The organism is Campylobacter sp. CH186 (assembly GCF_004378925.1).
Classification (GTDB): domain Bacteria; phylum Campylobacterota; class Campylobacteria; order Campylobacterales; family Campylobacteraceae; genus Campylobacter_D; species Campylobacter_D jejuni.
The window spans coordinates 105,371-129,417 of record NZ_RYYB01000003.1; the positions used below are offsets into that span (position 1 = coordinate 105,371).

General features: G+C 30.4%; 25 protein-coding genes. 19 read left to right on the forward strand and 6 right to left on the reverse strand.

Translation table 11 applies throughout. The features are described from left to right. Positions 1 to 68 precede the first annotated feature (68 nt). The 3 genes from fspA1 (at position 69) to ELQ09_RS04355 (ending at position 2,976) form a co-directional block, all read left to right on the forward strand. Positions 69 to 497, forward strand: coding sequence for a flagellum-secreted nonflagellar protein FspA1 (gene fspA1 / locus ELQ09_RS04345; RefSeq protein WP_134224705.1), 429 nt, complete (start codon positions 69 to 71; stop codon positions 495 to 497). 65 nt (positions 498 to 562) lie between these two features. Then, positions 563 to 1,819, forward strand: a complete 1,257-nt coding sequence (gene murA / locus ELQ09_RS04350; protein ID WP_070317176.1) for a UDP-N-acetylglucosamine 1-carboxyvinyltransferase — start codon at positions 563 to 565, stop codon at positions 1,817 to 1,819. After that, positions 1,816 to 2,976: a molybdopterin molybdotransferase MoeA gene (locus tag ELQ09_RS04355; protein ID WP_134224704.1), complete on the forward strand. Its 1,161-nt coding sequence runs from the start codon at positions 1,816 to 1,818 to the stop codon at positions 2,974 to 2,976. Before murA ends, ELQ09_RS04355 begins: the two co-directional genes overlap by 4 nt. 21 nt (positions 2,977 to 2,997) lie before the next feature. Here ELQ09_RS04355 and lepB read toward each other — a convergent pair whose 3' ends face one another. Both lepB and folD read right to left on the reverse strand, forming a co-directional pair. Continuing rightward, positions 2,998 to 3,846, reverse strand: coding sequence for a signal peptidase I (lepB, locus tag ELQ09_RS04360; protein ID WP_134224703.1), 849 nt, complete (start codon positions 3,844 to 3,846; stop codon positions 2,998 to 3,000). A gap of 9 nt (positions 3,847 to 3,855) precedes the next feature. Then, positions 3,856 to 4,704: a bifunctional methylenetetrahydrofolate dehydrogenase/methenyltetrahydrofolate cyclohydrolase FolD gene (gene folD / locus ELQ09_RS04365; RefSeq protein WP_002852542.1), complete on the reverse strand. Its 849-nt coding sequence runs from the start codon at positions 4,702 to 4,704 to the stop codon at positions 3,856 to 3,858. Positions 4,705 to 4,783: 79 nt separating this feature from the next. On the opposite strand from folD, the gene ELQ09_RS04370 reads away from it, so the two are divergent. Genes ELQ09_RS04370 through ELQ09_RS04400 form a run of 7 tightly spaced genes read left to right on the forward strand, consistent with a single transcriptional unit; the run spans position 4,784 to position 10,916 of the window. Then, positions 4,784 to 5,131, forward strand: a complete 348-nt coding sequence (locus tag ELQ09_RS04370; protein ID WP_002916139.1) for a c-type cytochrome — start codon at positions 4,784 to 4,786, stop codon at positions 5,129 to 5,131. Continuing rightward, positions 5,128 to 6,402, forward strand: a complete 1,275-nt coding sequence (gene hemL, locus ELQ09_RS04375; protein ID WP_134263790.1) for a glutamate-1-semialdehyde 2,1-aminomutase — start codon at positions 5,128 to 5,130, stop codon at positions 6,400 to 6,402. Before ELQ09_RS04370 ends, hemL begins: the two co-directional genes overlap by 4 nt. After that, positions 6,399 to 6,728: an AtpZ/AtpI family protein gene (locus ELQ09_RS04380; protein ID WP_002916135.1), complete on the forward strand. Its 330-nt coding sequence runs from the start codon at positions 6,399 to 6,401 to the stop codon at positions 6,726 to 6,728. The genes hemL and ELQ09_RS04380 overlap by 4 nt, the downstream gene beginning before the upstream one ends. Then, on the forward strand, positions 6,728 to 7,231 hold the full coding sequence (locus tag ELQ09_RS04385) for a membrane protein (protein ID WP_002860510.1): 504 nt from the start codon (positions 6,728 to 6,730) through the stop codon (positions 7,229 to 7,231). Before ELQ09_RS04380 ends, ELQ09_RS04385 begins: the two co-directional genes overlap by 1 nt. After that, entirely contained in the window at positions 7,209 to 8,396 is a 1,188-nt protein-coding gene (locus tag ELQ09_RS04390; protein ID WP_002877194.1) for an MFS transporter, read from the forward strand. Before ELQ09_RS04385 ends, ELQ09_RS04390 begins: the two co-directional genes overlap by 23 nt. Beyond that, the gene (locus ELQ09_RS04395; RefSeq protein ID WP_134224699.1) at positions 8,389 to 10,638 is read left to right on the forward strand and encodes a flagellar hook-length control protein FliK; all 2,250 of its coding nucleotides are present in this window, start codon (positions 8,389 to 8,391) and stop codon (positions 10,636 to 10,638) included. The genes ELQ09_RS04390 and ELQ09_RS04395 overlap by 8 nt, the downstream gene beginning before the upstream one ends. Continuing rightward, positions 10,635 to 10,916 (forward strand): FlhB-like flagellar biosynthesis protein, encoded by a 282-nt coding sequence (locus ELQ09_RS04400; protein WP_002852641.1) that lies wholly within the window; start codon positions 10,635 to 10,637, stop codon positions 10,914 to 10,916. Before ELQ09_RS04395 ends, ELQ09_RS04400 begins: the two co-directional genes overlap by 4 nt. Here the strand turns inward: ELQ09_RS04400 and ELQ09_RS04405 are convergent. Next, the gene (locus ELQ09_RS04405) at positions 10,913 to 11,713 is read right to left on the reverse strand and encodes a phosphatidylserine decarboxylase (RefSeq protein ID WP_088303874.1); all 801 of its coding nucleotides are present in this window, start codon (positions 11,711 to 11,713) and stop codon (positions 10,913 to 10,915) included. The two genes, ELQ09_RS04400 and ELQ09_RS04405, sit on opposite strands and share 4 nt — an antisense overlap. Next, positions 11,710 to 12,834 (reverse strand): metallophosphoesterase, encoded by a 1,125-nt coding sequence (locus tag ELQ09_RS04410; protein ID WP_032583708.1) that lies wholly within the window; start codon positions 12,832 to 12,834, stop codon positions 11,710 to 11,712. Before ELQ09_RS04410 ends, ELQ09_RS04405 begins: the two co-directional genes overlap by 4 nt. An 85-nt stretch (positions 12,835 to 12,919) precedes the next feature. Here ELQ09_RS04410 and gltX point away from each other — a divergent pair, with 85 nt between their 5' ends. From gltX to ELQ09_RS04425, 3 genes are read left to right on the forward strand one after another with little or no spacing between them, the layout of a single operon-like run. Beyond that, positions 12,920 to 14,215, forward strand: coding sequence for a glutamate--tRNA ligase (gene gltX, locus ELQ09_RS04415; protein ID WP_134263791.1), 1,296 nt, complete (start codon positions 12,920 to 12,922; stop codon positions 14,213 to 14,215). 2 nt (positions 14,216 to 14,217) lie between these two features. Further along, entirely contained in the window at positions 14,218 to 14,499 is a 282-nt protein-coding gene (locus tag ELQ09_RS04420; RefSeq protein ID WP_134263792.1) for a YggT family protein, read from the forward strand. Continuing rightward, positions 14,496 to 16,121, forward strand: coding sequence for a lytic transglycosylase domain-containing protein (locus ELQ09_RS04425; protein WP_079862156.1), 1,626 nt, complete (start codon positions 14,496 to 14,498; stop codon positions 16,119 to 16,121). Before ELQ09_RS04420 ends, ELQ09_RS04425 begins: the two co-directional genes overlap by 4 nt. Here the strand turns inward: ELQ09_RS04425 and ELQ09_RS04430 are convergent. Next, positions 16,018 to 16,503: a hypothetical protein gene (locus tag ELQ09_RS04430; RefSeq protein ID WP_070317200.1), complete on the reverse strand. Its 486-nt coding sequence runs from the start codon at positions 16,501 to 16,503 to the stop codon at positions 16,018 to 16,020. The two genes, ELQ09_RS04425 and ELQ09_RS04430, sit on opposite strands and share 104 nt — an antisense overlap. A gap of 95 nt (positions 16,504 to 16,598) precedes the next feature. On the opposite strand from ELQ09_RS04430, the gene mobB reads away from it, so the two are divergent. The 5 genes from mobB to ELQ09_RS04455 are packed head-to-tail and all read left to right on the forward strand — an operon-like array spanning position 16,599 to position 20,953. Continuing rightward, positions 16,599 to 17,090, forward strand: coding sequence for a molybdopterin-guanine dinucleotide biosynthesis protein B (mobB, locus tag ELQ09_RS04435; protein WP_002861481.1), 492 nt, complete (start codon positions 16,599 to 16,601; stop codon positions 17,088 to 17,090). A 1-nt stretch (position 17,091) separates the two neighbouring features. Further along, on the forward strand, positions 17,092 to 17,934 hold the full coding sequence (locus ELQ09_RS04440) for a class 1 fructose-bisphosphatase (protein WP_134263793.1): 843 nt from the start codon (positions 17,092 to 17,094) through the stop codon (positions 17,932 to 17,934). After that, positions 17,927 to 18,124, forward strand: coding sequence for a hypothetical protein (locus ELQ09_RS04445; protein ID WP_002892523.1), 198 nt, complete (start codon positions 17,927 to 17,929; stop codon positions 18,122 to 18,124). Before ELQ09_RS04440 ends, ELQ09_RS04445 begins: the two co-directional genes overlap by 8 nt. A gap of 9 nt (positions 18,125 to 18,133) precedes the next feature. After that, positions 18,134 to 20,008: a methionine--tRNA ligase gene (gene metG, locus ELQ09_RS04450; protein ID WP_134263794.1), complete on the forward strand. Its 1,875-nt coding sequence runs from the start codon at positions 18,134 to 18,136 to the stop codon at positions 20,006 to 20,008. A 3-nt stretch (positions 20,009 to 20,011) separates the two neighbouring features. Beyond that, positions 20,012 to 20,953, forward strand: coding sequence for a hypothetical protein (locus ELQ09_RS04455; RefSeq protein WP_134263795.1), 942 nt, complete (start codon positions 20,012 to 20,014; stop codon positions 20,951 to 20,953). Here ELQ09_RS04455 and ELQ09_RS04460 read toward each other — a convergent pair. Continuing rightward, positions 20,945 to 21,397: a methylated-DNA--[protein]-cysteine S-methyltransferase gene (locus ELQ09_RS04460; protein WP_002866952.1), complete on the reverse strand. Its 453-nt coding sequence runs from the start codon at positions 21,395 to 21,397 to the stop codon at positions 20,945 to 20,947. The two genes, ELQ09_RS04455 and ELQ09_RS04460, sit on opposite strands and share 9 nt — an antisense overlap. A 54-nt stretch (positions 21,398 to 21,451) precedes the next feature. Between ELQ09_RS04460 and ELQ09_RS04465 the strand changes: the two genes are divergently transcribed. Then, positions 21,452 to 23,998 (forward strand): bifunctional aconitate hydratase 2/2-methylisocitrate dehydratase, encoded by a 2,547-nt coding sequence (locus ELQ09_RS04465; protein WP_134263796.1) that lies wholly within the window; start codon positions 21,452 to 21,454, stop codon positions 23,996 to 23,998. Positions 23,999 to 24,047: the final 49 nt, after the last annotated feature.

Consider the following 24,047-nt stretch of genomic DNA (forward strand, 5'->3'; position numbering starts at 1 on the left):
AAATTATAGTATATTTTTTAAAATAATGTCGATTTAGTGTAATATATATTATAAATTAAGGAGAAAATATGCAAATTAACAATTCCTTAAATAGCTTGAGTCAATATGTTAAAGTCAACTCAAACGAAGAAAATCAAAACTCTAAAAATCAAGAACAAAACACTTTAGCGCAAGATCCAGCTGTAGAGGTAAATATCAGCAAAGAAGCCAAAGAAAAATCAAATACTTCTAATCAAAATAATTCTCAAGCTCCAGCTCAAGCTTTAAACGCGCAAAACAACACGCAACAAGATAGTAGCAGCAATAGTGAAGATAAACTTACAGAATTAACACAGAAGCTTGCAGAAATTCAAGCAAAAATTGTTGAACTAACTGCAAAAATGTCTAAAGCTAATGAGGATCAAATCAAAAGTATTGAAAGTCAAATAGCAACATTAAATGCCCAAGCTTCAACTATTCAAGCTCAAATTCAAGAACTCCAAAGCCAACAAGCTTGATTATATTTTTTCAAAAGTTTAAGAATGCTATAATGATGCATTTTTAAACTTTTTCAAGGAAAAATATGACTTATCTAGAAATCGAAGGCACAAATCATCTAAGCGGAAATGTTACAATAAGTGGAGCAAAAAATGCTGCCCTACCCTTGATCGTTTCAAGCATACTTGCTAAAAATGAAGTAAAAATCAACAATGTTCCTAATGTTGCTGATATAAAAACTCTTATATCTTTGCTAGAAAATTTAGGAGCTAAAGTCAATTTTCAAAACAATAGTGCTTTATTAAACACAAACACTCTTAATCAAACCATAGCCAAATATGACATTGTACGTAAAATGCGTGCTTCTATACTTACTCTAGGGCCTTTGCTTGCTCGTTTTGGGCATTGTGAAGTATCTTTGCCTGGTGGATGTGCCATAGGACAAAGACCTATTGATTTACATCTTTTAGCCTTGGAAAAAATGGGGGCAAATATACAAATCAAACAAGGCTATGTCGTAGCTAGTGGAAATTTAAAAGGCAATGAAATTCTTTTTGATAAAATCACGGTTACAGGTAGTGAAAACATCATCATGGCAGCAGCTCTAGCTAAAGGTAAAACCAAGCTCTTAAATGTTGCAAAAGAACCCGAAGTAGTTCAACTTTGCGAAGTTTTAAAAGACGCAGGACTTGAAATCAAAGGCGTAGGCACAGATGAACTTGAAATTTATGGTAGCGATGGAGAACTTTTAGAATTTAAAGAATTTAGCGTTATACCTGATAGAATTGAGGCAGGAACTTATCTTTGTGCAGGGGCTATTACAAATTCTAAAATTACTTTAGATAAAGTTAACGCCACTCATCTTAGTGCAGTTTTAGCAAAACTTCATCAAATGGGTTTTGAAACTTTGATTGCAGATGATAGCATCACCCTACTTCCTGCTAAAGAAATTAAACCTGTAGAAATCATGACAAGCGAATATCCAGGCTTTCCAACCGATATGCAAGCGCAGTTTATGGCACTAGCTTTAAAAGCTAATGGAACTAGTATTATTGATGAAAGACTATTTGAAAATCGTTTCATGCATGTAAGTGAACTTTTAAGAATGGGTGCGGATATTAAACTCAATGGTCATATTGCTACTATAGTAGGCGGAAAAGAACTTAACGCTGCTGATGTCATGGCTACAGATTTGCGTGCTTCTTCAGCCCTTATCTTAGCAGCTCTTGCAGCTAAAGGCACAAGCAAAGTCCATAGAATTTATCATCTTGATAGAGGTTATGAAAATTTAGAAGAAAAATTTAAAGGCTTAGGGGCTAAAATCACAAGGCTTGAAGAATGAAAAATATCTTTAAAACCTTAAAAGACTTAGAAGATCAAATTTCATGCTTAGATGAAAGTGAACTTATTAGCCTTGAAAAAGCAAAAGATAGAATTTTAGCTAAAGATTTATACGCTAGAAAAAATCTACCCAGTTTTGACAATGCTGCTCTTGATGGCTATGCTTTTAATTATACTGATATCAATGAGGCTTTGGAGATTAAAGGGGCTATTTTTGCAGGAGATAAAAATTTTTATACAGTTGCTAAGAATGAATGCTATAAAATCATGACAGGGGCTAAAATGCCCAAAAATGCTGATACTATCTTAATGTTAGAAGATGAGTATATAGAAGAAAATAAACTCATCATTAAAAAAGCCCCTAAACAATACAATGCCTATCGCTATAAAGGCGAAGAATTAAAAAAAGGTGAAATTTTACTTCGAAAAGGCACCAAACTTAATGATAAACATATCGCCCTGCTTGCTTCTCAAGGGCTTTATAAAATAGAAGTCATAAGAAAAATTCGCATAGGTATTTTTTCAAGTGGAAATGAGCTAAAAGAACCTTGGCAAGAATGCGATGAAGAAAGTATTTATAATGCCAATGCTTTGCCTTTACTAACCATGCTTCAAAATGCTTCTTATTTGGGTATTATTAAAGATGATTTTAAAAGCACTAAAGAGGCTTTAGAAAATACAAATTTTGATCTTTTAATCACTTCAGGAGGTGCAAGCGTTGGCGAGGCTGATTTTATGGAAAAAGCTTTAGATAAATTAGGCTTTACTCCGCTTTTTAAAGGACTAAAAGCACGCCCTGCAAGACCTACTAAGCTTTATAGAAAAGGTGAAAATTTCGTATTGATTTTACCAGGAAATCCTATGGCAGCTTATCTTTCTTGTTTTATTTTTGCTAAAAAAATTATTGCTTTATTAAGTGGAAGCCTAGACAATCCTTTAAAATTTCATGCTACAATGGGTATGGATTTAAAGCTTAAAAGTGGAAGAAACAATCTCATTTTAGGAAATTTAGAAAAAGATATTTTTACACCATTTAATGAAAATAAATTTGGATCTGGTATGATACTTCCACTTATTAAAAGTGAGTTTTTACTTATAAGCGAAGAAAATACAAGTGAATTAAAAAAAGGTGATGAAATCACGCTTTTAAAAATATAATGTTTGTGTTTTTCACAAACATTAGCTTAATTTATCCTCATCATCATGATCATGGATATATTGTTCATCATTTTCCAAGGTATCAACAAAACGCCCTATCCTTTCCCAGCGAACATTTTTATCTTTATCCCAAGAGAAATATACAAACCAAGGTTTACCTACTATCAACCTATAAGGAACAGAACCCCAAAAACGACTATCATAAGAATAATCACGATTATCGCCCATCATGAAATACTCATTTTCAGGTACATCAAAAACATAAGCATTTCCGCCGCTAAAACCTATATGATTTCCAAGTTCTTTAATATAAGTTGGAGACATGGCAAAATCACCTATACTAAGAAAGTGTAAAATATCGCTTTCTATATCTTTTTTTGGATCATAATGAATACCTTTTTGTTTATAAGGTTCTTTTACATAAATTTGCCCTCCAAGAGCAACAAGATCATTCGGATAATGTTCTTTCATAAATTCATCACCCTCATGCATTCTTACATAAAGTGTTTTATTTGCATAAATTATTCTATCTCCTCCTGTGCCTACACAACGCTTTACAAAGTGTTCTTTTTCATTTCTAGGATTTCTAAAAACAACTATATCTCCTCTTTGTGGCCCTTGTGCTTTTATCAAATGCCCATCTTTATTAAAATCCGGCAAAACAGGAATTTCCAACCAAGGAATATGAGGAGTTGGGATACCATAGCTAAATTTTTTAACAAATAAAAAATCCCCTACCAATAAGGTGTTTTTCATAGAACCAGAAGGAATAACAAAAGCTTGTATAAAGAAAAAAATCACCAAAAGAACAATAACTACAGTTCCAGTCCAAGACTGTGAAAATTTATATAATTTCTTTAAAATTTCCATAGATTTTCCCTAATTAAGTCTATTTTTAGCAGATTTAACTGTGTTTTCTAAAAGCATGGCTATAGTCATAGGACCTACTCCGCCTGGAACAGGAGTTATATAACTAGATTTTTTAGATACCTCTTCAAAATCCACGTCTCCAACTATCTTTCCACTTTCAAGACGATTGATTCCAACATCAACAACAATCACTCCTTCTTTTACCATATCCGATCGAAGTAAATTCACACAACCTGCTGCTACTATAATCAAATCAGCTTGCCTAGTATAAAGGCTCAAATCTTTGGTTTTAATATGACAAACGCTTACTGTAGCTCCAGCGTTTAAAAGCATAGTAGCCATAGGACGACCTACTATATTTGAAGCACCTATAATAACAGCGTCTTTTCCTTCTAAATCAATTTCATAAGCCTTCAAAAGCTTCATAACTCCAAGTGGAGTACAAGGCAAAAACCCACTTTCTAAGCCTAAATTTAAATATCCTACATTAATAGGATGAAAGCCATCAACATCTTTACTACTTATAATACTTTCAAGTATTAAATCTTTACAAATATGATCAGGTAAGGGAAGCTGAACCAAAATTCCATGAACACTATCATCGTGATTTAAGGTATTAATCAATGCCAAAAGTTCATTTTGTGTAGTATTTTCATTAAGATGATAAACTAAAGATTTAATTCCACATTCTTCACAGGCTTTAGCCTTAGATTTTACATAAGTTTGACTTGCAGGATTATCTCCAACCAAGATAACAGCTAAACAGCTTTCAATCCCTTTGCTTTTCAAAAATTGATTTTTTTCTTTTAATTCTTCTTTGATTTTTGCGCTTAAAGCTTTACCATCAAGCAAAGTCATTATTTTCCTTCTATAAATTTAATCACTTTTTTAAAGTAAAAATTGTATCATATTAAAACTTCATTAACAAGGTGAAACTTTGAAAATTGTTTTAATGTTTTTTTTATTTAGTATCAATCTTTTTGGTGCTGATTTTATCACTCTTAAAGAATACTCTAAAATGCTTTATGAAAATCCAAGGGGTATTAGTTGTAAAGAATGTCATGGAGCAGATGGAAGCGAACAAATTTTAGGATATTATATGAAAAATGGTATTAAAACAGCTTATAAAGTTCCAAGTATACAAAATCTTAGTTTTGAGAATTTTAAAAATTCTCTTAATCAGAGTAAAGACGCAAAATCAATCATGCCAAATTACTCTTTAACAAATGATGAAATTGTAACTTTATATAATTACATCAAGCAATTTAGCAAGGAAGAAAAATGACAAACAAAAAAGCTTTTAAAGAAGCGTGTAAATTCATCGCAGGCGGTGTAAATTCTCCAGTTCGTGCTTTTGCAAATGTTCAAAGTGAGCCAAAATTTATTTCTCATGGAAAAGGTGCTTATATTTTCGATATAGATGGAAATTCTTATATAGACTATGTTCAAAGCTGGGGGCCTTTACTTTTTGGACATTGCGATAAAGATATACAAAAAGCTTGTCAAAAAGCACTTCATAAAGGTTCAAGTTTTGGAGCTCCGACTTTATTAGAAACTGAACTTGCCAAGCTTGTTTTATCTGATTTTCCTCATTTAGAAAAGATCCGCTTTGTAAGCAGTGGAACAGAAGCAACCATGAGTGCTATTCGTCTTGCCCGTGGCTTTACTAAAAAAGATAAAATTTTAAAATTTGAAGGATGTTATCACGGGCATTCTGATTCATTATTAGTGAGTGCAGGAAGTGGTGCTGCTACTTTTAACTCTCCTAGTTCTTTAGGTGTTTTAGAAGATGTAGCTAAACGCACTTTAGTAGCAAAATATAATGATATAAATAGCGTTAAAGAGCTTTTTGAAAAAAATAAAGATATTGCATGTGTTATCATTGAGCCTATTGCTGGAAATATGGGGTTAGTTCCAGCTAAACAAGATTTTTTAGAAGAACTTGCTAAGATCTGTAAAAACAATCAAACTCTGCTGATTTTTGATGAAGTAATGAGTGGATATAGAGCATCTTACCTTGGTTCCTATGGAATCAATCATATCCAAGCAGATATAATTACTTTTGGTAAGGTAATAGGAGGCGGTCTACCTGCAGCAGCATTTGCTTCTAGAGCTGAAATTATGGATATTTTAAGTCCTTTAGGTGGAGTTTATCAAGCAGGAACTTTAAGTGGAAATCCTTTGGCAATGGCTGCAGGTATAGCAAGTCTTACAAAAGCCAAAAAGAAAACCAAGCTTTATGACAAACTTGGAAAATTAGCAAAAAAACTTACCCAAGGAATGAAAAAATTAGCAGATGAAAAAGGACTTCCACTGCAAGCTTGTCATGTAGGTTCTATGTTTGGATACTTTTTCACCAAAGATCCTGTATCAAACTACCAAGATGCATTAAAATCTAATCTAGCATTATTTTCAAAATTTCACAAAAATATGCTTGAAAATGGAATTTATTTAGCACCTTCTCAATTTGAAACAGGCTTTATATGTTCAAAAATGGATGATAAAATTATAGATACAACATTAGAGGCTGTTAGGGAAAGCTTTAAAAGAATATGAGTAATATTTTAAAAGAAGAAAAAAATCACTTAGAAAATTCCAACAGCAAAAGACAAAAAATCATTCGCAAAACTCTTGAAGCTGCGGATGGTTTAAGTCTTGGTATCTCTATGGTTGTTGCTGTATTTATAGGTGTGGGAATAGGATACTTGCTTAAAAAATTTACTCCTTATCCTTGGCTTTTTTGGCTTGGAGTTTTTTGGGGGATCGGTGCCGCTATACTTAATGTTTATAAAGCTTATAAAGTTCAAGTAAAAAGCTATGAAGAATTTAAAGAAAGAGATGAGTTGATCAAAGAAAAAATTCAAAAAGAAAAGAATAAATAATGGAACATAAAAAAGCTCTATTTTGTATTTTTGCCATTATTCATTTATTTTTTTGGATCATATTTTCATCGTTAAATCATTTTAAATTAGATACATTTTTAAGCTATGAAATAGCTTTTTTTAGTGTTTTATTGATTATTTTTGCTTCTTATTTAAATTATAAAAAAGTCATTATAAAAAAATCAAAAAATTATGAAAAAGATTTTAATTTCATTTCGTCACTTTTTATCAAAAAAAAACAAAATTTATCAAAAATTATTCATTTTAAAGTTCTAAAAGACGATTTAAAGCCAAATGTTAAAGAGAAAATCCATTTTTTTGCTATGTTTTTTACTCTCTTTAAATTGATGGCTTATGTAATATTGGTTGCTGGATTTTTATTTTTACATCGCCAAGATAAATTAGATATCTTTGCTTATATTTGTGGAATTTCATCCTTGCTAGTTTGTGTATTTATTTTTATTTTATATATAAAAAAGTATGAGTCCAAAAAAAATTATTAAATCAATGACAGCACTTTTTGCTGGTATGGCATTTTTATTTGCAGGTAATGCCTTGATAGTAAGCTCTATAGGTGTTATATTAAAAGAAAACGGAGAAAGTTCTTTAGCTGTTGGAGTAGTAAGTTCTTGTTTTTTTGTAGGCGCTCTTGTTGGAACTATCAGTGCTCATAAAATTATTTCTCGTATAGGTCATATACGCTCTTTTGGGCTATTTGGTGCTATTTTTGGAATTTCAGCTATGCTTCATACAGTAAGCGAAAATCTTATTTTTTGGGCTGTTTTAAGATTTTTCATAGGAATTTGCTACTATGGACTTTTAATGGTCATAGAATCATGGCTTAATGAAAAAAGCAAAAATGCCATTCGATCTAGAATTTTAGGTTTTTATGAAATTGTTTTTTATCTTGCGTTTGGTATTGGAGTTTTAATCATAGCGTTAAATTTGAGCAAACATAGTGTATTTATTCTCAGTGCAACTTTAATTTTACTTTCATCTTTACCTTTAAATCTAATTAAAATCAAAGAACCTGTTTTGCCCGCATCAAGTCCTATTTCTATACCTAAAATTTTTGATATAGCTCCCTTAGCTATCGTCACAAGCTTTATAGCTGGAATGCTTATAAATGGCTTTTTTTCTATGGCATCTTTATTTATACTTTTGCAAGGTTTTGATACAAAAGCGGTTTCTTATTTTATATTTTGTGGGGTTTTAGGTGGTTTTATTGCACAAACCATCATAGGAACTATTTCAGATAAACTTGGTCGCAAATTTGCTATTATCACTTGTGCAAGCATAGGATTTATCACTATGCTTATATTTATCTTTTTTAAACTTCACTTGTATATGCAATATTTTTTAGGAATTACTCTTGGTATAGGAATATTTTGTTTATATGCTTTAGCACTTGCTAGAGCAAATGATGTTTTAGTAAGCAAAAATAAAGGCGTAGAGTTAGGTCGTGGGGTTCTTTTTTGTTATTCTTTGGGCTCTTTGTTTGGCCCTTTAATTTTAGGTTTTTTAATGCAATATTTTGAAATCAAAGGTTTTATATGGTTTTATATAATTTCTTTAGCATTTTTAATTCTTTTTGCTATCAATAAACCAAATATTTTAAATAAAAAATTTAAGAAAAAGCCTGGAAATATGGTGATATTTGATGATTAATACTCAACTAGCAAGTCAAATTGCCAATACGCAAAAAAATGATTTAAAAGTAGATAACTCTGCTTCAAAAGATAAAACAAATTTAAAAGACAATCCAAAAGAAGCACTTGCACAAGCTTTAAAGCAAAATTTAGGTTTAAGCAAGGACGCTAGTAGTGAGGAAATACTAGCAAAATTTGTTCAAAATGAAACAGGTACCAAATTAAAAGAACTTGTTAATAAACTTTTAGATCAAATTAATGCTCAAAAAAATCCCGATTCCCCTGTACTTAAACAAGGAAAAAATTTAAATTTAGCTCCTAATTTTGCCAATGAATTAAAAACTTTAAGTACAGAACTTGCAAAAAGCGATACTTTTACACAAGTTTTAGATAGATTAAATCAAATTTTAAAACCTGCCAGTGAAATAAAAAACAATAACTTAGCTCCTTTGTTTAAAAATTCAGGCGTATTTTTAGAAGCTAAATTAAAAGATGCCCTAAACGAAGAATTACTACCCAAAAGTTTTCACTCTCTTTTAAGTACAATCAAAGGTCTTAGTAGCGAAAAACTAAGCGTTCAGATAGCCCAGCTTGCAAATACAAATTTAAGCCCAAAAGACACTTTAAAAGAATTAAAAAATATTATTAATTCTAGCAAAAATGAAAATAAGCAAATTTTAAATCAAAGTTCTTTTAAAGCACTTTTAAATTTAAGTTCTAAATTGGAAAATTTTAAAAATTATATAAGTAAAAATCCCAGTCATGCTCAAGAAAAAATCACCCCTATAGCTAATAAAATTTTAAAAGAATTAAAATCCATCAAAAATGATTTTTTCAAAGCTCTTAATAAGCCAGAAAATTTAATGATAAAAGATCCAAACATCCTTAAGCAAACTGCTACCGCCTTTGAAAAACTTGAACATACTTTAAAAAATATACTAGGCAATCAAGCTTCTAAAATACAAGATAAAGAAAATATTTTAGAAAATCTTTTAAGTAACAAAGAAAATATGAAAGAAGAAAAACTTAATCATAACACAAAAAACCAAGATGAAGAAAAACATATAAAAGCATCAAAAGAAGAAACTCTCACAGATGATACTAAAACCGATATTAAGCAAGATTCAAAAAACGAAGAAAATTCGCATGCAAAAGAAACTGATATAAAAGAAGATGAAAATTTAGATTCTGATATAAAAACTCACGAAGAAGATACTCAAGATACAAAAAATGATATTCAAAACAATGAAACAGAAAATAAGCCAGACAATGATATAAAAAACTCTACTCCAAACCAAGAAAAAATTAAAGATGGAAAACAAGAAAAATCAAAAGAAAATATCAAAGAAAATCCAAAATTTTATGAAACAAAAACAGAAAACAAAACTTCAATCAATACAAATACCAACACTTCAAATCCTAACACAAACAATACGCAAAATTTAAATAATTCTCAAAATATTCAATCTAACAATAACCAAACCATGCAAAATATTTTTAAAAATCAGGAATTTATAAAACAAAATATTGTAAAAAATTTAGCATTTAATGTAGAGAATTTAGATCTAGAACAAGTGCAAGATTTAAGTAAAAATTTAAACAATCTTTCTCGTAGACTTAATGAAAGCTTGAAAGAACTTGAACCCTATACTCAAAATGCCAAGCTTAATCAAGCAGAACTTAAAAATCTCGAACACAAACTCAATCTTTCTACCAAAGATCTAGCGCAAATTAAACCAAAAACAGAACAAGATATAGCTGAATCTTTACATCATGATGTAAAATCAACACTTTTGCAAATTTCAAATTTGGCTAAAAATGAAGGCAATGAAGCTGTATATAATCAAGCTAATCGTCTTTTAGCACAAATTGAAATCAATCAGCTTATGTCTTTAGCTAATGATTCTATCAATACTTATCTGCCTTTTTCTTGGGATGATTTAAATGATTCTAAAATTATGTTTAGACGCGGAAAAAAGGATAAATTTTTTGCTCAGATTAAACTCGAATTTGCAAAACTTGGGGATTTGGAAATTCTTATTTCTTTAAATAATGAAAAATATATAGATATTAATATTATGGCAGAAAATATTGAATTTAGAAAAACCATCTATGAAAATGCCCATGAGCTTAAAAGAAATATCAATAAAGCAGGACTTTTAAGTGCAAATTTCTTTGTAGGTGATATCATAAGAAGTAAATTTGATACTAGAAATATGAAAAATTTAGATCTTGAAATGGGTATGGATAAAAAAGTATGAGCAAAATCAAAAGATCGATTAAAAAAGCTGTAGCTCTAGGCTATCAAAAAGAAAAAAACTCTGCCCCAAAAGTGCTTGCAAGTGGCAAAGGTGAAAGCGCTGCTAAAATTATTTCTTTAGCCAAGGAACACGGAGTTCCCATTAAAGAAGATGAAGATTTAATAGAAATTTTAAGCAAACTTGACTTAGGCGATGAAATTCCACCTAATATGTACAAAGCTGTAGCTGAAGTTTTTGCCTTTATCTATCAAATGGCAAATAAAACTCCTAAAAACTAATCCGCTATTTTTTCTCCAAATTTAATGCCCTGCCCTGCTTTTAAATTAAAATTTAAAATCCCTTTTTGAGAGATTAAAACTATAGTAGAACCCAGTTCAAAATTTCCTAGTTCTTCGCCTTTTTTGAAATTTAAATTTTCATATTTTCTAGTAAAATTATGAGAAATTTTAGCATTGGTTTGTATGCTTGTATCAAAATTAAAACGCATTTTTCCTACATTTTGCGCTCCTACAAAAACAAGCCAAAAAATACCTTTTTCATTTTGACATTTTAAACTCACTCTTTCATTTTTTACATACAAATTACTAATGCGTTCTAAATACTTTTCATTTACACTATAAAGGGCGCCGCTTGTGTAAGTTGCACTTAAAATTTGCATATCACAAGGGCTGTGATAACGATGATAATCTTTTGGAGAAAGATAGATATTGACATAATCAAGCCCATTTTTAAGCTCATCTTTTTCAAAGCTATCTTTTAAAAGCTCCTCAACGCTATAAGTATGCCCTTTTATAGAAAAAGCAAAATGTTCTTCATTTGCCAAAAAAGTACTTCCACACTCTAAAATTTTACCATCACTTGGACTGATAAAACCTTCTTCAAGTTTTCTTGGAATGTGCAAAGTTCTTGTAAAAAGAGCATTTAAACTCTCGTATTCACAAGGAGATTTAAATTCACTCATATCGATATTAAAATACTTAACATAATTTTCATTAATAACTTTTTGTATCATTTTAGGAAATTTAATCCCTGCTACAAAACCAAAAAGCCTCGAACTTTCTTTTGAAAAACTCATTTTTTTCCTTTTAAATTTAAAATCACTATTTCACTCGGAGCAAAAACTCTAAGACTTGGCCCCCAAAATCCTGCGCCACTACTCACATAAAGCTTAGTTTTTTCTCCTAAATTATAAAGCCCATGAACAAAACCTTGCTGAAGTTTAACTAAAAACATAAAAGGAAAAATTTGCCCTCCATGCGTATGCCCACTTAAAACAAGGTCAAAATCACTTAAATCATAAAGCAAAGCTGTTTTAGGTTGATGTGTGAGTAAAATACTAGCTTTACTTGTATTTAAATCCACTTTTATTCTTGCTAAATCAGGAGCATATAAACCCTTATCAAGTCCGGCTAAATCTCCAAGTCCAGCAATATTTATAAAACCTAAATCTAAATTTTGATTGACTAAAATTTTCATATTAGTATGTTTTCTAAGTAAATCCAAAACTTCATTGATACCATGATAATACTCATGATTTCCCAAAGCATAAAAAGTTCCGTAAGTGGAGTTAAAATCATTAAGTTTTGAGATGTAATTTTTTAAATCTTTAGGATTAGCATCAATCAGATCTCCTACTATTACAACCATATCAGGACTTTGCAAATTCACTTTAGTGATGAGCTTATCTAAAAAATTTTCATGCAAATTTTTACCCAAATGTATATCGGTAAGCATGGCAATTTTTAGATCTTGTTTAAGATTTGGTATTTCAACATCAACACTCTTTACTTCAGGTATTTTTAGAGCATTATTTATACTTATATAAATTAAAAACACACTTAAAACTATAAGAGAAAGCTCAAAAATCAAACGCAAAATAAGATTATATTTTTTATCTCTTTTACCCATAAGAGCTAAAATCAATTTAATAAAATCCCAAGCTAAAGTCATAAAAAACAAACAATAAGTCGGCGCATAAAGCATGGCTAAAATTTCATACCAAGTATCACTTAAATATTCATCTCTACGAAATATTAAAAACACAGCTTGGGCTAAAAAAAGCACAATAAAAATAAAGGCAAAAATTTTATAAAAATACTTAAAAAGAGTAATTTTCTTGATTAATCTTTTATAAATATAAACATTTGCTAAGCCAAAAATCAATAATACAATGAAAGAAAAAATTAAAAATATCATAAAAGTATTATAACCAAGTAAAATTAAATATCCGTATAAATTTTTCTGTTATAATAAGCTTTTAAATAATTTTAAAGGCTATAAAATGTACCGTTTTGCACCTTCTCCCACAGGTGATATGCACATAGGAAATTTACGCGCAGCAATTTTTAATTATATCTGTGCAAGACAAAAAAATATGGATTTTATCTTACGTATTGAAGATACTGATAAGGCTAGAAATATAGCAGGAAAAGAAGAAGAAATCAAAGAAATTTTAAATCTTTTTGGTATTTCATGGCAGCATTACTATATACAAAGTGAAAATTTAAAATTCCATCGCCAAATGGCTTTAAAACTTGTAAGCGAAAAAAAAGCTTTTGCTTGTTTTTGTACTGAAGAAGAACTTGAAGCAAAAAAAGAGTTAGCCAAAAAACAAGGTAAAGCTTATCGCTACGATGGCACTTGTGAAAAACTAGCCGATATTGATGTTTTAGAATGTGAAAAACCCTTTGTTATCCGTCTTAAAAAACCTACTCATACTATGAAATTTACTGATTTTATCAAAGGCGAGCTTAGTTTTGAGCCTGAAAACATAGACTCTTTTGTCATCATGAGAACAGATAAAACTCCAACTTATAATTTTGCTTGTGCGGTTGATGATATGCTTGAAAATGTCACTTGTATTATACGCGGAGAAGATCATGTTTCAAACACTCCAAAACAAGAACATATCCGCGCAAGCTTAGATTATAATAAAGCTATGACTTATGCACACTTGCCTATCATTTTAAACGAAGAAGGTGTTAAAATGAGTAAGAGAGAAGCACATTCTTCTGTAAAATGGCTACTTGAAAGTGGAATTTTACCTAGCGCAATCGCAAATTATCTGATCATGCTAGGCAATAAAACTCCTTGTGAAATTTTTACCTTAGAAGAAGCTATAAAATGGTTTGATATTTCTAAAGTTTCAAAAGCTCCCGCAAGATTTGATCTTAAAAAACTCTTACAAATCAATCGTGAACATATCAAAATGATCAAAGATGATGAGCTTAATAAAATTTTAGATTTAAACAAAGATCTTGCACAGCTTGCTAAATTTTACACTCAAGAAGCAAGCACCATAAAAGAACTTAAAGAAAAAATGCAAGCTATTTTTAGCACAAAAGACTTTGGAGAGTTTGAAACAGAATGTAAAATTTTAAAAGAACTCTTAAAAGGTATTGAACTTTTTGAAAACTATGAAGATTTTAAAAATGAACTTTTAAGCAAAAGCGACTTAAAAGGTAAAAAATTTTTCATGCCTTTAAGGATAATTTTAACAGGAAATATCCACGGACCTGAGCTTAGTGATCTTTATCCTTATATTAAAAATTTTATTCACGAATTAGCAAGGATTTAATTATGGTTATAGACTCTTTTATTATTTCTATTTTTCAAGTACTACAAATTGTCATTAACATTTATACTTGGATTATTATCATCACAGCACTTTTAAGCTGGGTAAACCCTGATCCTTATAATCCCATAGTGCAAATTTTATATAAATTAAGTTATCCTGCTTACGCCTTAGTTAGAAAAATTCCAACACGCATTGGTAATATTGATCTTGCGCCTTTGATTATAGTCTTAGCATTGCAGTTTCTTGGCATTTTTCTTGGGAATATCTCAAGGAGTATATTGTGATAAAAAAAATACTCGTTTTTTTATTTATTTTTTCAAGTTTAAATGCTACACAATATAGCATAGAAAAACTCAAAAAGGAAGAAAATTCACTTGCTAAGGATTATTATATTTATAGGCTTTTAGAAAAAAATAAAATCAGTAAAAAAGATGCACAAGATTTAAATTCTCATATTTTTCGCTATATAGGAAAAATTAAATCCGAACTTGAAAAAATCATCCCTTTAAAGCCTTATATCAACCCAAAATATGCTAAATGCTATACCTATACAGCAAATACTATCTTAGATGCAAATTTAACTTGTCAAAGTGTGCGCTTAAATTCATTAGTTTTTATAGCGAGTTTAAATTCCAAAGACCGAACCACTTTAGCTCAAACCTTTAAAAATCAAAGACCTGATTTGACAAATTTATTGCTAGCTTTTAATACTTCTGATCCTATGAGTTATATAGTACAAAAAGAAGATATTAATGGTTTTTTTAAACTTTATAATTATTCTAAAAAATACGACTTAGACTTAAATACAAGTTTAGTCAATAAACTACCAAACCACATTGGTTTTAAAGATTTTGCGCAAAATATTATTATTAAAAAAGAAAATCCAAAATTTAGACATTCTATGCTAGAAATAAATCCTGAAAATGTAAGTGAAGATTCTGCTTTCTATTTAGGAGTTAATGCCTTAACTTATGATAAAACAGAGCTTGCTTATGACTTTTTTAAAAAGGCGGTTCAAAGTTTTAAATCGCAAAATAATAAAGACAATGCTATATTTTGGATGTGGTTGATTAAAAACGATGAAGAAGATTTAAAAACTTTATCGCAAAGTTCTTCTTTAAATATTTATAGTCTTTACGCAAAAGAACTTACTAACACACCTTTTCCAAAGATAGAAAGCCTTAATCCAAGCAAGAAAAAAAATAATTTTAATATGCAAGATCCTTTTGCTTGGCAAAAAATAAACAAACAAATTCGCGATGCTAACGCAAGTCAACTAGATGTCTTGGCAAAAGAATTTGACACGCAAGAAACCTTGCCTATTTATGCTTACATATTAGAACGCAAAAATAATTTTAAAAAACATTATTTTATAATGCCTTATTATGACAATATAAAAGACTATAACAAAACAAGACAAGCTTTAATTTTAGCTATTGCCAGACAAGAAAGTCGTTTTATTCCAACTGCTATTTCAGTTTCTTATGCTTTAGGCATGATGCAATTTATGCCATTTTTGGCCAATCACATAGGGGAAAAAGAATTAAAAATTCCAAATTTCGATCAAGATTTTATGTTTAAACCTGAAATAGCATATTACTTTGGAAACTATCATCTAAATTACCTTGAATCACGTTTAAAATCTCCACTTTTTGTCGCTTATGCTTATAATGGCGGTATAGGATTTACTAACCGTATGCTTGCAAGAAATGATATGTTTAAGACGGGCAAATTTGAACCTTTCTTGTCTATGGAGCTAGTTCCTTATCAAGAAAGCCGAATTTACGGAAAAAAAGTTCTAGCTAATTATATTGTGTATCGACATCTTCTGAACGATAGTATAAAGATTTCGGATATTTTTGAAAATTTAATTCAAAACAAGGCAAATGATCTAAACAAATCTTAGCTACAAGCCTAGTCTCTTCCTTGACACTAGGAAGAGATACTTTAAAATAATCAGTATAGTTGTTTTGTATTATATATTTTAAATACTCATCATCCAGTTTTTCAATATTGGCTTTTTTATTATTGATAAAAACTTCTAAATTTTGAATTTTTAATGTATTTGGAGTAAAAGATAAAGCTAATATATCATCTTTACTTGTCTTCTCTAGAATTGGGTTTAAATAAGACATGGTTATAATGGCATTAATCTTATCTTGTGTGATTTTATATTTTTGAGTAAACATTAAAGTTTGAGATTTTAAATTTGTATCCACAATCGCCTGATCTTTTAAAGAACAAGCTCCAAGCAAAAAAGCACCTAAAATTACACTATAAATTTTCATTCTTTTTCCATATTTTTTAGCATTATTGTAACCTTTTAACCCTATTTTTTGGTTTAAAAAGATATAATTTTACAAAAAAATTAAGAGTATATTTTATGAAACAACTTATTATAGCTTTTAGCGGGCCTTCAAATTCAGGAAAAACCACACTCATCACCAAAATAGCTGATAACTTTTTGCAACAAAATTTAAAAGTTTTAATCATCAAACATGATCCTGCTGATAAAGCTCAATTTGATTTTAACGGTAAAGATAGTTTTAAATTTTTTCAAAGTGGAGCTGAAGTCATGGTTTTAAGCCCTACAAGAACAACTTTTTTCTCTCATGAAAATAGAGATATTTTAAAAGCTTTAAAATTAAGCCCTGATTTTGACATTTGTTTGGTTGAAGGATTAAAAACTCTTGATTTACCACGCATTAGCGTATTTTGCAAAGAAATTGATGAAAGTTATTTTACTTTCTCAAACGCCATTGCAAGCTATGAAAAAATTTCTCACCCTTATCTTACTTGGCTTGATTTAAACGATATACAAGCTATTTGCCAATACATACTTAAAAATGCTAAAAATTTACAAGGAGAATTATAAAATGCAAGAAGTGATTTCTTATATACAAAAAGCGGTTTTAGAAATTTCTAACGCTTTAAAATTTCCCGATACAAGCTACAGTCAAAATCAAAATTTTACAGGCGATACCCAACTCAAATTTGATGTTTTAAGCGATGAAATCATCACAAAAACTCTAAGTCAATGTTCAAGCATTAAAGCCATCATAAGTGAAGAAAAAGACGAAATTTTAACGCTTAATGAAAAAGCAAATTTTATCGTAGCTTATGATCCTTTAGATGGTTCTAGCTTAATGGATGTTAATTTTGCCATAGGTTCTATTTTTGCTATCTATGAAGAAAAAGCAAATGCTAAAAATTTAAGAGCTGCACTTTATAGTATGTATGGAGCGCGCTTAGAACTTGTGATTTGCAAAGATCAGCCAAAACTTTATCGCTTAAATGCAAATAATGAATTTATTTTTATAAAAGATCTTAAAATGAATGAAAAAGGCAAGATTAATGCTACAGGTGGAACGCAAAAATTTTGGGAAGAAAAACACGCTAAATTTATCAAAAGTCTTTTTGATGAAGGCTATCGCTTAAGATATTCTGGAGCCATGGTAAGCGATATCAATCAAATTTTATTAAAAGGGGGTGGCATTTTTAGCTATCCTGCAACACAAGATGCGCCTAATGGCAAACTTCGTGCCTTTTTTGAAGTCTTTCCTCTAGCCTTTATCATAGAAAAAGCAGGCGGAAAAACTACAAATGGAAAAAACCACTCCTTACTTGAACTTGAATTTGATAAAATCCATGCGACAACTCCTTGTTTTTTTGGCTCAGGATATGAAATTTCAAAACTTTTAAAGGCTTACAATGAATGAAGCTAGAGATGAATTTGAGCAAGATATGGATAAAAAAAAAGAAATTTTACTTTCATGTCAAAACTCAAAAAACCTAAACTCTTGTTATAATTGCGATGAAATTTTTAACTGCCAAACTAGAAAAAATTATGTTGATGCAGTCTATAACAGTATGTCTAAGGGTAAAACCGAAGGCGGATTTGACTTTTAAAGGAAAAAAATGCGTTATATTACAACACCAATTTATTATGTAAATGATGTGCCTCATTTAGGTCATGCTTATACTACCATCATAGCCGATACTTTAGCAAGATTTTATCGTTTGCAAGGACATGAAACAAGATTTCTAACAGGAACAGATGAGCATGGACAAAAAATCGAAGAAGCTGCCAAACTAAGAAATTCCACTCCTCAAGAATATGCTGATAAAATCAGTTTTGAATTTAAAAAATTATGGGATGAATTTGAAATCACCTATGATATTTACGCAAGAACAACTGATACAAGGCATATTGAATTTGTTAAAGCTATGTTTTTAAAAATGTGGCAAAAAGGCGATATTTATAAAGATGAATACGAAGGACACTATTGTATTTCTTGCGAAAGCTTTTTTACTCAAAGTCAGCTTATCAATGATTGTTCTTGTCCAGATTGTGGCAAAAACACTACGATTTTAAAAGAAGAGAGTTATTTTTTTAAACTTTCAAAATACCAAGATAAAATTTTACAATGGTATGAAGAAAAAGATCCCATCCTACCAAAAAACAAAAAAAACGAACTTATAAATTTTGTCCAAAGCGGCCTTAAAGATCTTTCCATTACAAGAACAAGTTTTGATTGGGGGATTAAACTGCCTCAAGAAATTAATGATGATAAACATATTATTTATGTATGGCTTGACGCACTTTTTATCTATATAAGCTCTCTTGATTTTCAAAGCAAGGGAGAAAATGCTAAATTTTGGCCTGCGCATGTGCATTTAGTAGGAAAAGATATTTTGCGTTTTCATGCCATTTATTGGCCAGCTTTTTTAATGAGCGTAGATTTACCTTTGCCAAAATTTATAGGTGCACATGGCTGGTGGACTAAAGAAGGCGAAAAAATGAGCAAATCTAAAGGCAATGTTGTAAAACCTAAAGAAGTGGTTGATGCCTATGGAAGCGAAGCTTTTAGATATTTCTTGCTTAGAGAAGTACCTTTTGGTAATGATGGGGATTTTAGCGAAAATATGCTGATAAATCGTATCAATGCTGAACTAAGCAATGAATTTGGGAATTTACTTAATCGCATTATAGGTATGAGTACAAAATATTCTCAAGGAAATATTTCAAAAGAAGGTGTTTTAAAATTTTACAATGCTGAATTAAATCAAGCAAAAGAACACTTAAATTTAGCGGTAGAATTTTTAGAAAACTTGCAGTGTAATCGTTATTTAGAAGAACTTTTTAAAGCCTTAAGCGTAGCAAATTTAGCCATTAGCAAATACGAACCTTGGAATTTAATCAAAGAAAACAAACACGAACAAGCTAACGCTTTAGTTGCACTTTGTGCAAATATTTTAGCCAAAACAAGCCTTTTATTAAGCCCTACTCTACCAAAGTCTTGTCAAAAGGTGGCCTTAGCTTTAAATTTTGAAATTTCATCTACAAATTACGCAAAAATGATACTTGATAATGAACTTTTAGATTTTAAAGCAAATCCTTGCGAAACTTTATTTCCAAAAGTAGAAAAAGCTCTTTTAAAACAAGAAACTAAAAAAGAAGAAAGTTCTAAAATAAAAATCGATGATTTTGCAAAAATTGAAATCAAAGTTGCTAAGGTGCTTGATTGTCAAAATATAGAAGGGAGTGAAAAACTTTTGAAATTTCAACTCGAACTTGACGATAAAGAAATCCGTCAAGTACTCTCAGGCATAGCAAAACACTATAAAGCCAGTGATTTAATCGGTAAACAAGTTTGCATTATAAGCAATCTCAAAAAAGCTAAAATTTTTGGACATGAAAGCGATGGTATGATACTTTCTGCAAAAAGCGGAGATAAACTTGTTTTAATCACCCCTGAACAACTTGTGCAAAACGGTTCTTTAGTAGGCTAAAATATGCAAATTAGCAATTTAGGTGAACTTTTAAACGCGACACTCATTCATGAAGGTAGCGTTTTAAGCGTGGAAGGTTTTGTCATAAATTTAAACGAACTTAAAGCAGGCTTTGCCTTCTTTAATAACGATAAAAAAGAAATTGCCCAAGCTATAAAAAAAGGCGCTTATGCCATAATTACAGAAAATGACATTACTATTGAAGATAAAGAAATTTTTTACTTTAGAGTAGAAAATCTAGAACAAGCTCTTGTAAGATTTTTACGCTTTTTTTGTGAAGATAAAGAATATGAATTTTTACTTTTTAAATCTTACGAACTAAGTCTTTGCAAGGCTTTTTATTTTAACATTTTAAAAGGAAATATTTTTGCTGATTTTGAAAAACTAATCAAAGCAAAAAAGGGTGAAATTTTTTGCTACTGTGAAGAAAATTACTTAAATAAACTTTGTGCCTATTCTCATAGTCTAAAAGATGCTAATTTTACCTTATTATCGCGATCTAGCTTCTTTTTTACAACTTTGATTTGTGAAAATTTATATTTTAAAAATCTTAATTTGCCTTTTTTTTACGCAAATAGTTTTGCAAAAATTATTTCTTTTTTAAAAGAAAAAAGTCAAAAAATAATATTTGACTTTAATAAGATTGATGATTTTAAAATTTATTTTATTGATGATAAATTTGAAATCACTCCTTTTGGTTCAAGCTCTCAAGCGTTTATTGTAAGCAACAACCAAAATACCTTTGAATTCTGGAAAGAAAAATTTAAAAACATAAAAGACTTTAAAATTGCTTCTAAAAATTCTTTATTTTGTGATTTTTCCTATAATCAGCTTTCAGATTTAAGAAAATTAAAAAATTTTAAATATTGTTTAATTCTTGAAAATTATGATATTTTTGAACAAGAATTTGAAAACAAAGAAAATCAAACCCCAAGCTTATTTTAAATTCACTCCTTCATTTTCAAGCAAAAATCTTTTTATTTCAAGCCCTCCATTATATCCTCCTATGCCATTGCTTGCAATAACTCTATGACAAGGTATAAAAATAGGAATTTGATTTTTAGAATTTGCATTTCCGACAGCTCTAAAAGCTTTGGGATGATTAATTTTTTCTGCTATATCTTTATAAGTAGCTATTTTGCCATAAGGAATTTTCATTAAAGCCTTATAAACCTTTGATTCAAAATCTGTACCTTGTATCAAAACAGGAATGCTAAATTTTCTAAGCTTATGAGTAAAATATAAATCAAGTTCATATTTTACTAAGTCAAGCAAACTACAATTTTTTTCTGATCTTTTATTATCACAAAAATCGACTCTAGTTAAAAATTTTCCATCGCTATGTAAAGATAGGTAACATAAAGGCATTTTATAATAAACTTTAAACATTTTTTATCCTTCAAAGAGCTACAATTATAATAAAAAATATTTAAGGAGTAGAAAATGTCTTTTATGCAAGAATACAATAAACTTGTTGAAGAAAGAGCCGCTTTGGGTATACCACCCCTTCCTTTAAATGCAAATCAAACTAGAGAACTTTGTAAATTACTTGAAAATGAAAATAATGAAGAGCTTTCAAATCTTTTAGAAAATAGAGTAAATCCTGGTGTTGATGATGCAGCTTTAGTAAAATGTGAATTTTTAGATTCTATACTTAAAGGCAAAATCAGTGCTCCAAATATAGACAAAAAAAGAGCCTTAAGAATGCTTGGAACTATGCTAGGCGGATATAATGTTAAAGTTTTAATCGATGCCTTAAAAGATGAAAACATAGCCAAAGATTCTGCAGAAGTGTTGAAAAATATTATTTTTGTTCATGATAATTTTCATACCATAGCTGAACTTAGCAAAAACAATCCACACGCTAAAGAAGTTTTACAAAGCTGGGCAAATGCGGACTGGTTTAACAAAAAAGAAAAATTACCTCAAGTGATTAAATGTATAGTTTTTAAAGTAGCAGGGGAAACAAATACCGATGATCTAAGCCCTGCAGGAGATGCTTTTACAAGAAGCGATATTCCTTTGCATGCAAATGCCATGCTAAAGGTAAGACAAGCAGGATCCTTAGAAAAAATCAAAGAGCTTAAAAAAAGCGGTCGCGAAGTGGTTTATGTAGGTGATGTTGTAGGAACAGGTTCGAGTAGAAAATCAGCAATAAATTCTATACAATGGCACTTAGGAAAAGAAATAGAAGGGGTACCAAACAAGCACAGCGGTGGAATAGTAATGGGTTCAACCATAGCACCGATTTTCTTTAACACTGCTCAAGATAGTGGGGCTTTACCTATCATCTGTGATGTAACAAACTTAGAAATGGGCGATGAGTTTGAAATTCATCCTTATGAGGGAAAAATCATAAAAAATGGCTCTACAATTGCAGAATTTACACTCAGTCCAAACACTCTCTTAGATGAAGTTAGAGCAGGAGGAAGAATCCCACTTATCATAGGTCGTGGGCTTTGTGCTAAGGCTAGAGAATTTTTAGGAATGGAAAGTGAAAATATCTTTACCAAACCTGAACAACCTAAATCTTCAAGCGGTGGTTATACCTTAGCTCAAAAAATGCTAGGTCGTGCCTGTGGAGTTGAAGGTGTGCGTCCAGGTATGTATATAGAACCTATGACTTTAACTGTAGGCTCTCAAGATACCACAGGTCCTATGACTAGAGATGAAATTAAAGAACTTGCAAGCCTAGGTTTTAATGCAGACTTTGTAATGCAAAGCTTTTGCCATACAGCTGCTTATCCAAAAGTAAGCGATTCAAATTTACATAAAACCTTGCCCAATTTCATGACAAGTCGTGGTGGGGTGAGTTTAAAACCAGGTGATGGGGTTATCCACTCTTGGCTTAATCGTTTTGTATTGCCAGATACCGTAGGAACGGGTGGGGATTCTCACACGCGTTTTCCTATAGGAATTTCTTTCCCTGCAGGAAGTGGACTTGTGGCTTTTGCTGCGGTTACTGGTTCTATGCCTTTAAATGTACCTGAAAGTGTTTTAGTGCGTTTTAGTGGGGAATTACAAGCTGGAGTTACCTTAAGAGATTTGGTTAATGCTATACCTTATTATGCAATCAAACAAGGACAACTTACCGTTGAAAAGAAAAATAAGAAAAATATTTTTGCAGGAAAAATTTTAGAAATAGAAGGCTTGCCAAACTTAAAAGTCGAACAAGCTTTTGAACTTAGTGATGCAAGTGCTGAAAGATCTGCAGCTGCTTGCAGTGTGGATTTAAGCATAGAAAGTGTAAGCGAATATATCAAATCCAATATCTCTTTAATTGAAGCTATGATAGAAGCAGGATACGAAAATAAAGCTACCCTTGCCAGAAGGGCTGAAAAAATGAGAGAATGGCTTAAAAACCCTACTCTTTTAAGAGCAGATAAAGATGCAAAATACGCTTATATTATAGATATTAATCTTAACGACATTAAAGAGCCAATCCTAGCTTGTCCAAATGACCCTGATGATGTGGCGACTTTGAGTGAAATTTTAGCCGATGATAAGCGTCCAAAAAATATAGATGAAGTTTTTGTAGGCTCTTGTATGACAAATATAGGACATTATAGAGCTTTGGGAGAAATTTTAAAAGATAAAGGCATACTTAAAACCAGACTTTGGGTAGTACCTCCAACAAAAATGGATAAAGCGCAACTTACTAATGAAGGTTATTACAGCATCTTTGGCGCAGCAGGTGCTAGAATAGAAGTTCCTGGTTGTTCTTTATGTATGGGTAATCAAGCTAGAGTAAATGATGGAGCTGTAGTTTTCTCAACTTCTACAAGAAATTTTGACAACCGTATGGGAATGGGCGCTAAAGTATATTTAGGCAGTGCAGAACTTGCAGCAGTTTGTGCGATTTTGGGTAAAATTCCAAACAAGGAAGAATATTTACAAATTGTCAGCGAAAAGCTAAGTGATGAGCATAAGGCAAATATCTATAGATATTTAAATTTCAATGAGATTGAAAATTTCAAACTTGAAAATTAATTCAAATTTAATACTTATTTGGATTAAATAACAAAATTAAAATTTTCAA

Excerpts from the sequence above, each read along its gene's own strand:
- fspA1 (WP_134224705.1), top strand. The coding sequence starts at position 69 with ATGCAAATTAACAATTCCTTAAATAGCTTGAGTCAATATGTTAAAGTC.
- murA (WP_070317176.1), top strand. The coding sequence starts at position 563 with ATGACTTATCTAGAAATCGAAGGCACAAATCATCTAAGCGGAAATGTT.
- ELQ09_RS04355 (WP_134224704.1), top strand. The coding sequence starts at position 1,816 with ATGAAAAATATCTTTAAAACCTTAAAAGACTTAGAAGATCAAATTTCA.
- lepB (WP_134224703.1), bottom strand. The coding sequence starts at position 3,846 with ATGGAAATTTTAAAGAAATTATATAAATTTTCACAGTCTTGGACTGGA.
- folD (WP_002852542.1), bottom strand. The coding sequence starts at position 4,704 with ATGACTTTGCTTGATGGTAAAGCTTTAAGCGCAAAAATCAAAGAAGAA.
- hemL (WP_134263790.1), top strand. The coding sequence starts at position 5,128 with ATGACAAACAAAAAAGCTTTTAAAGAAGCGTGTAAATTCATCGCAGGC.
- ELQ09_RS04380 (WP_002916135.1), top strand. The coding sequence starts at position 6,399 with ATGAGTAATATTTTAAAAGAAGAAAAAAATCACTTAGAAAATTCCAAC.
- ELQ09_RS04385 (WP_002860510.1), top strand. The coding sequence starts at position 6,728 with ATGGAACATAAAAAAGCTCTATTTTGTATTTTTGCCATTATTCATTTA.
- ELQ09_RS04390 (WP_002877194.1), top strand. The coding sequence starts at position 7,209 with ATGAGTCCAAAAAAAATTATTAAATCAATGACAGCACTTTTTGCTGGT.
- ELQ09_RS04395 (WP_134224699.1), top strand. The coding sequence starts at position 8,389 with ATGATTAATACTCAACTAGCAAGTCAAATTGCCAATACGCAAAAAAAT.
- ELQ09_RS04400 (WP_002852641.1), top strand. The coding sequence starts at position 10,635 with ATGAGCAAAATCAAAAGATCGATTAAAAAAGCTGTAGCTCTAGGCTAT.
- ELQ09_RS04405 (WP_088303874.1), bottom strand. The coding sequence starts at position 11,713 with ATGAGTTTTTCAAAAGAAAGTTCGAGGCTTTTTGGTTTTGTAGCAGGG.
- ELQ09_RS04410 (WP_032583708.1), bottom strand. The coding sequence starts at position 12,834 with ATGATATTTTTAATTTTTTCTTTCATTGTATTATTGATTTTTGGCTTA.
- gltX (WP_134263791.1), top strand. The coding sequence starts at position 12,920 with ATGTACCGTTTTGCACCTTCTCCCACAGGTGATATGCACATAGGAAAT.
- ELQ09_RS04420 (WP_134263792.1), top strand. The coding sequence starts at position 14,218 with ATGGTTATAGACTCTTTTATTATTTCTATTTTTCAAGTACTACAAATT.
- ELQ09_RS04430 (WP_070317200.1), bottom strand. The coding sequence starts at position 16,503 with ATGAAAATTTATAGTGTAATTTTAGGTGCTTTTTTGCTTGGAGCTTGT.
- mobB (WP_002861481.1), top strand. The coding sequence starts at position 16,599 with ATGAAACAACTTATTATAGCTTTTAGCGGGCCTTCAAATTCAGGAAAA.
- ELQ09_RS04440 (WP_134263793.1), top strand. The coding sequence starts at position 17,092 with ATGCAAGAAGTGATTTCTTATATACAAAAAGCGGTTTTAGAAATTTCT.
- ELQ09_RS04445 (WP_002892523.1), top strand. The coding sequence starts at position 17,927 with ATGAATGAAGCTAGAGATGAATTTGAGCAAGATATGGATAAAAAAAAA.
- metG (WP_134263794.1), top strand. The coding sequence starts at position 18,134 with ATGCGTTATATTACAACACCAATTTATTATGTAAATGATGTGCCTCAT.
- ELQ09_RS04455 (WP_134263795.1), top strand. The coding sequence starts at position 20,012 with ATGCAAATTAGCAATTTAGGTGAACTTTTAAACGCGACACTCATTCAT.
- ELQ09_RS04460 (WP_002866952.1), bottom strand. The coding sequence starts at position 21,397 with ATGTTTAAAGTTTATTATAAAATGCCTTTATGTTACCTATCTTTACAT.
- ELQ09_RS04465 (WP_134263796.1), top strand. The coding sequence starts at position 21,452 with ATGTCTTTTATGCAAGAATACAATAAACTTGTTGAAGAAAGAGCCGCT.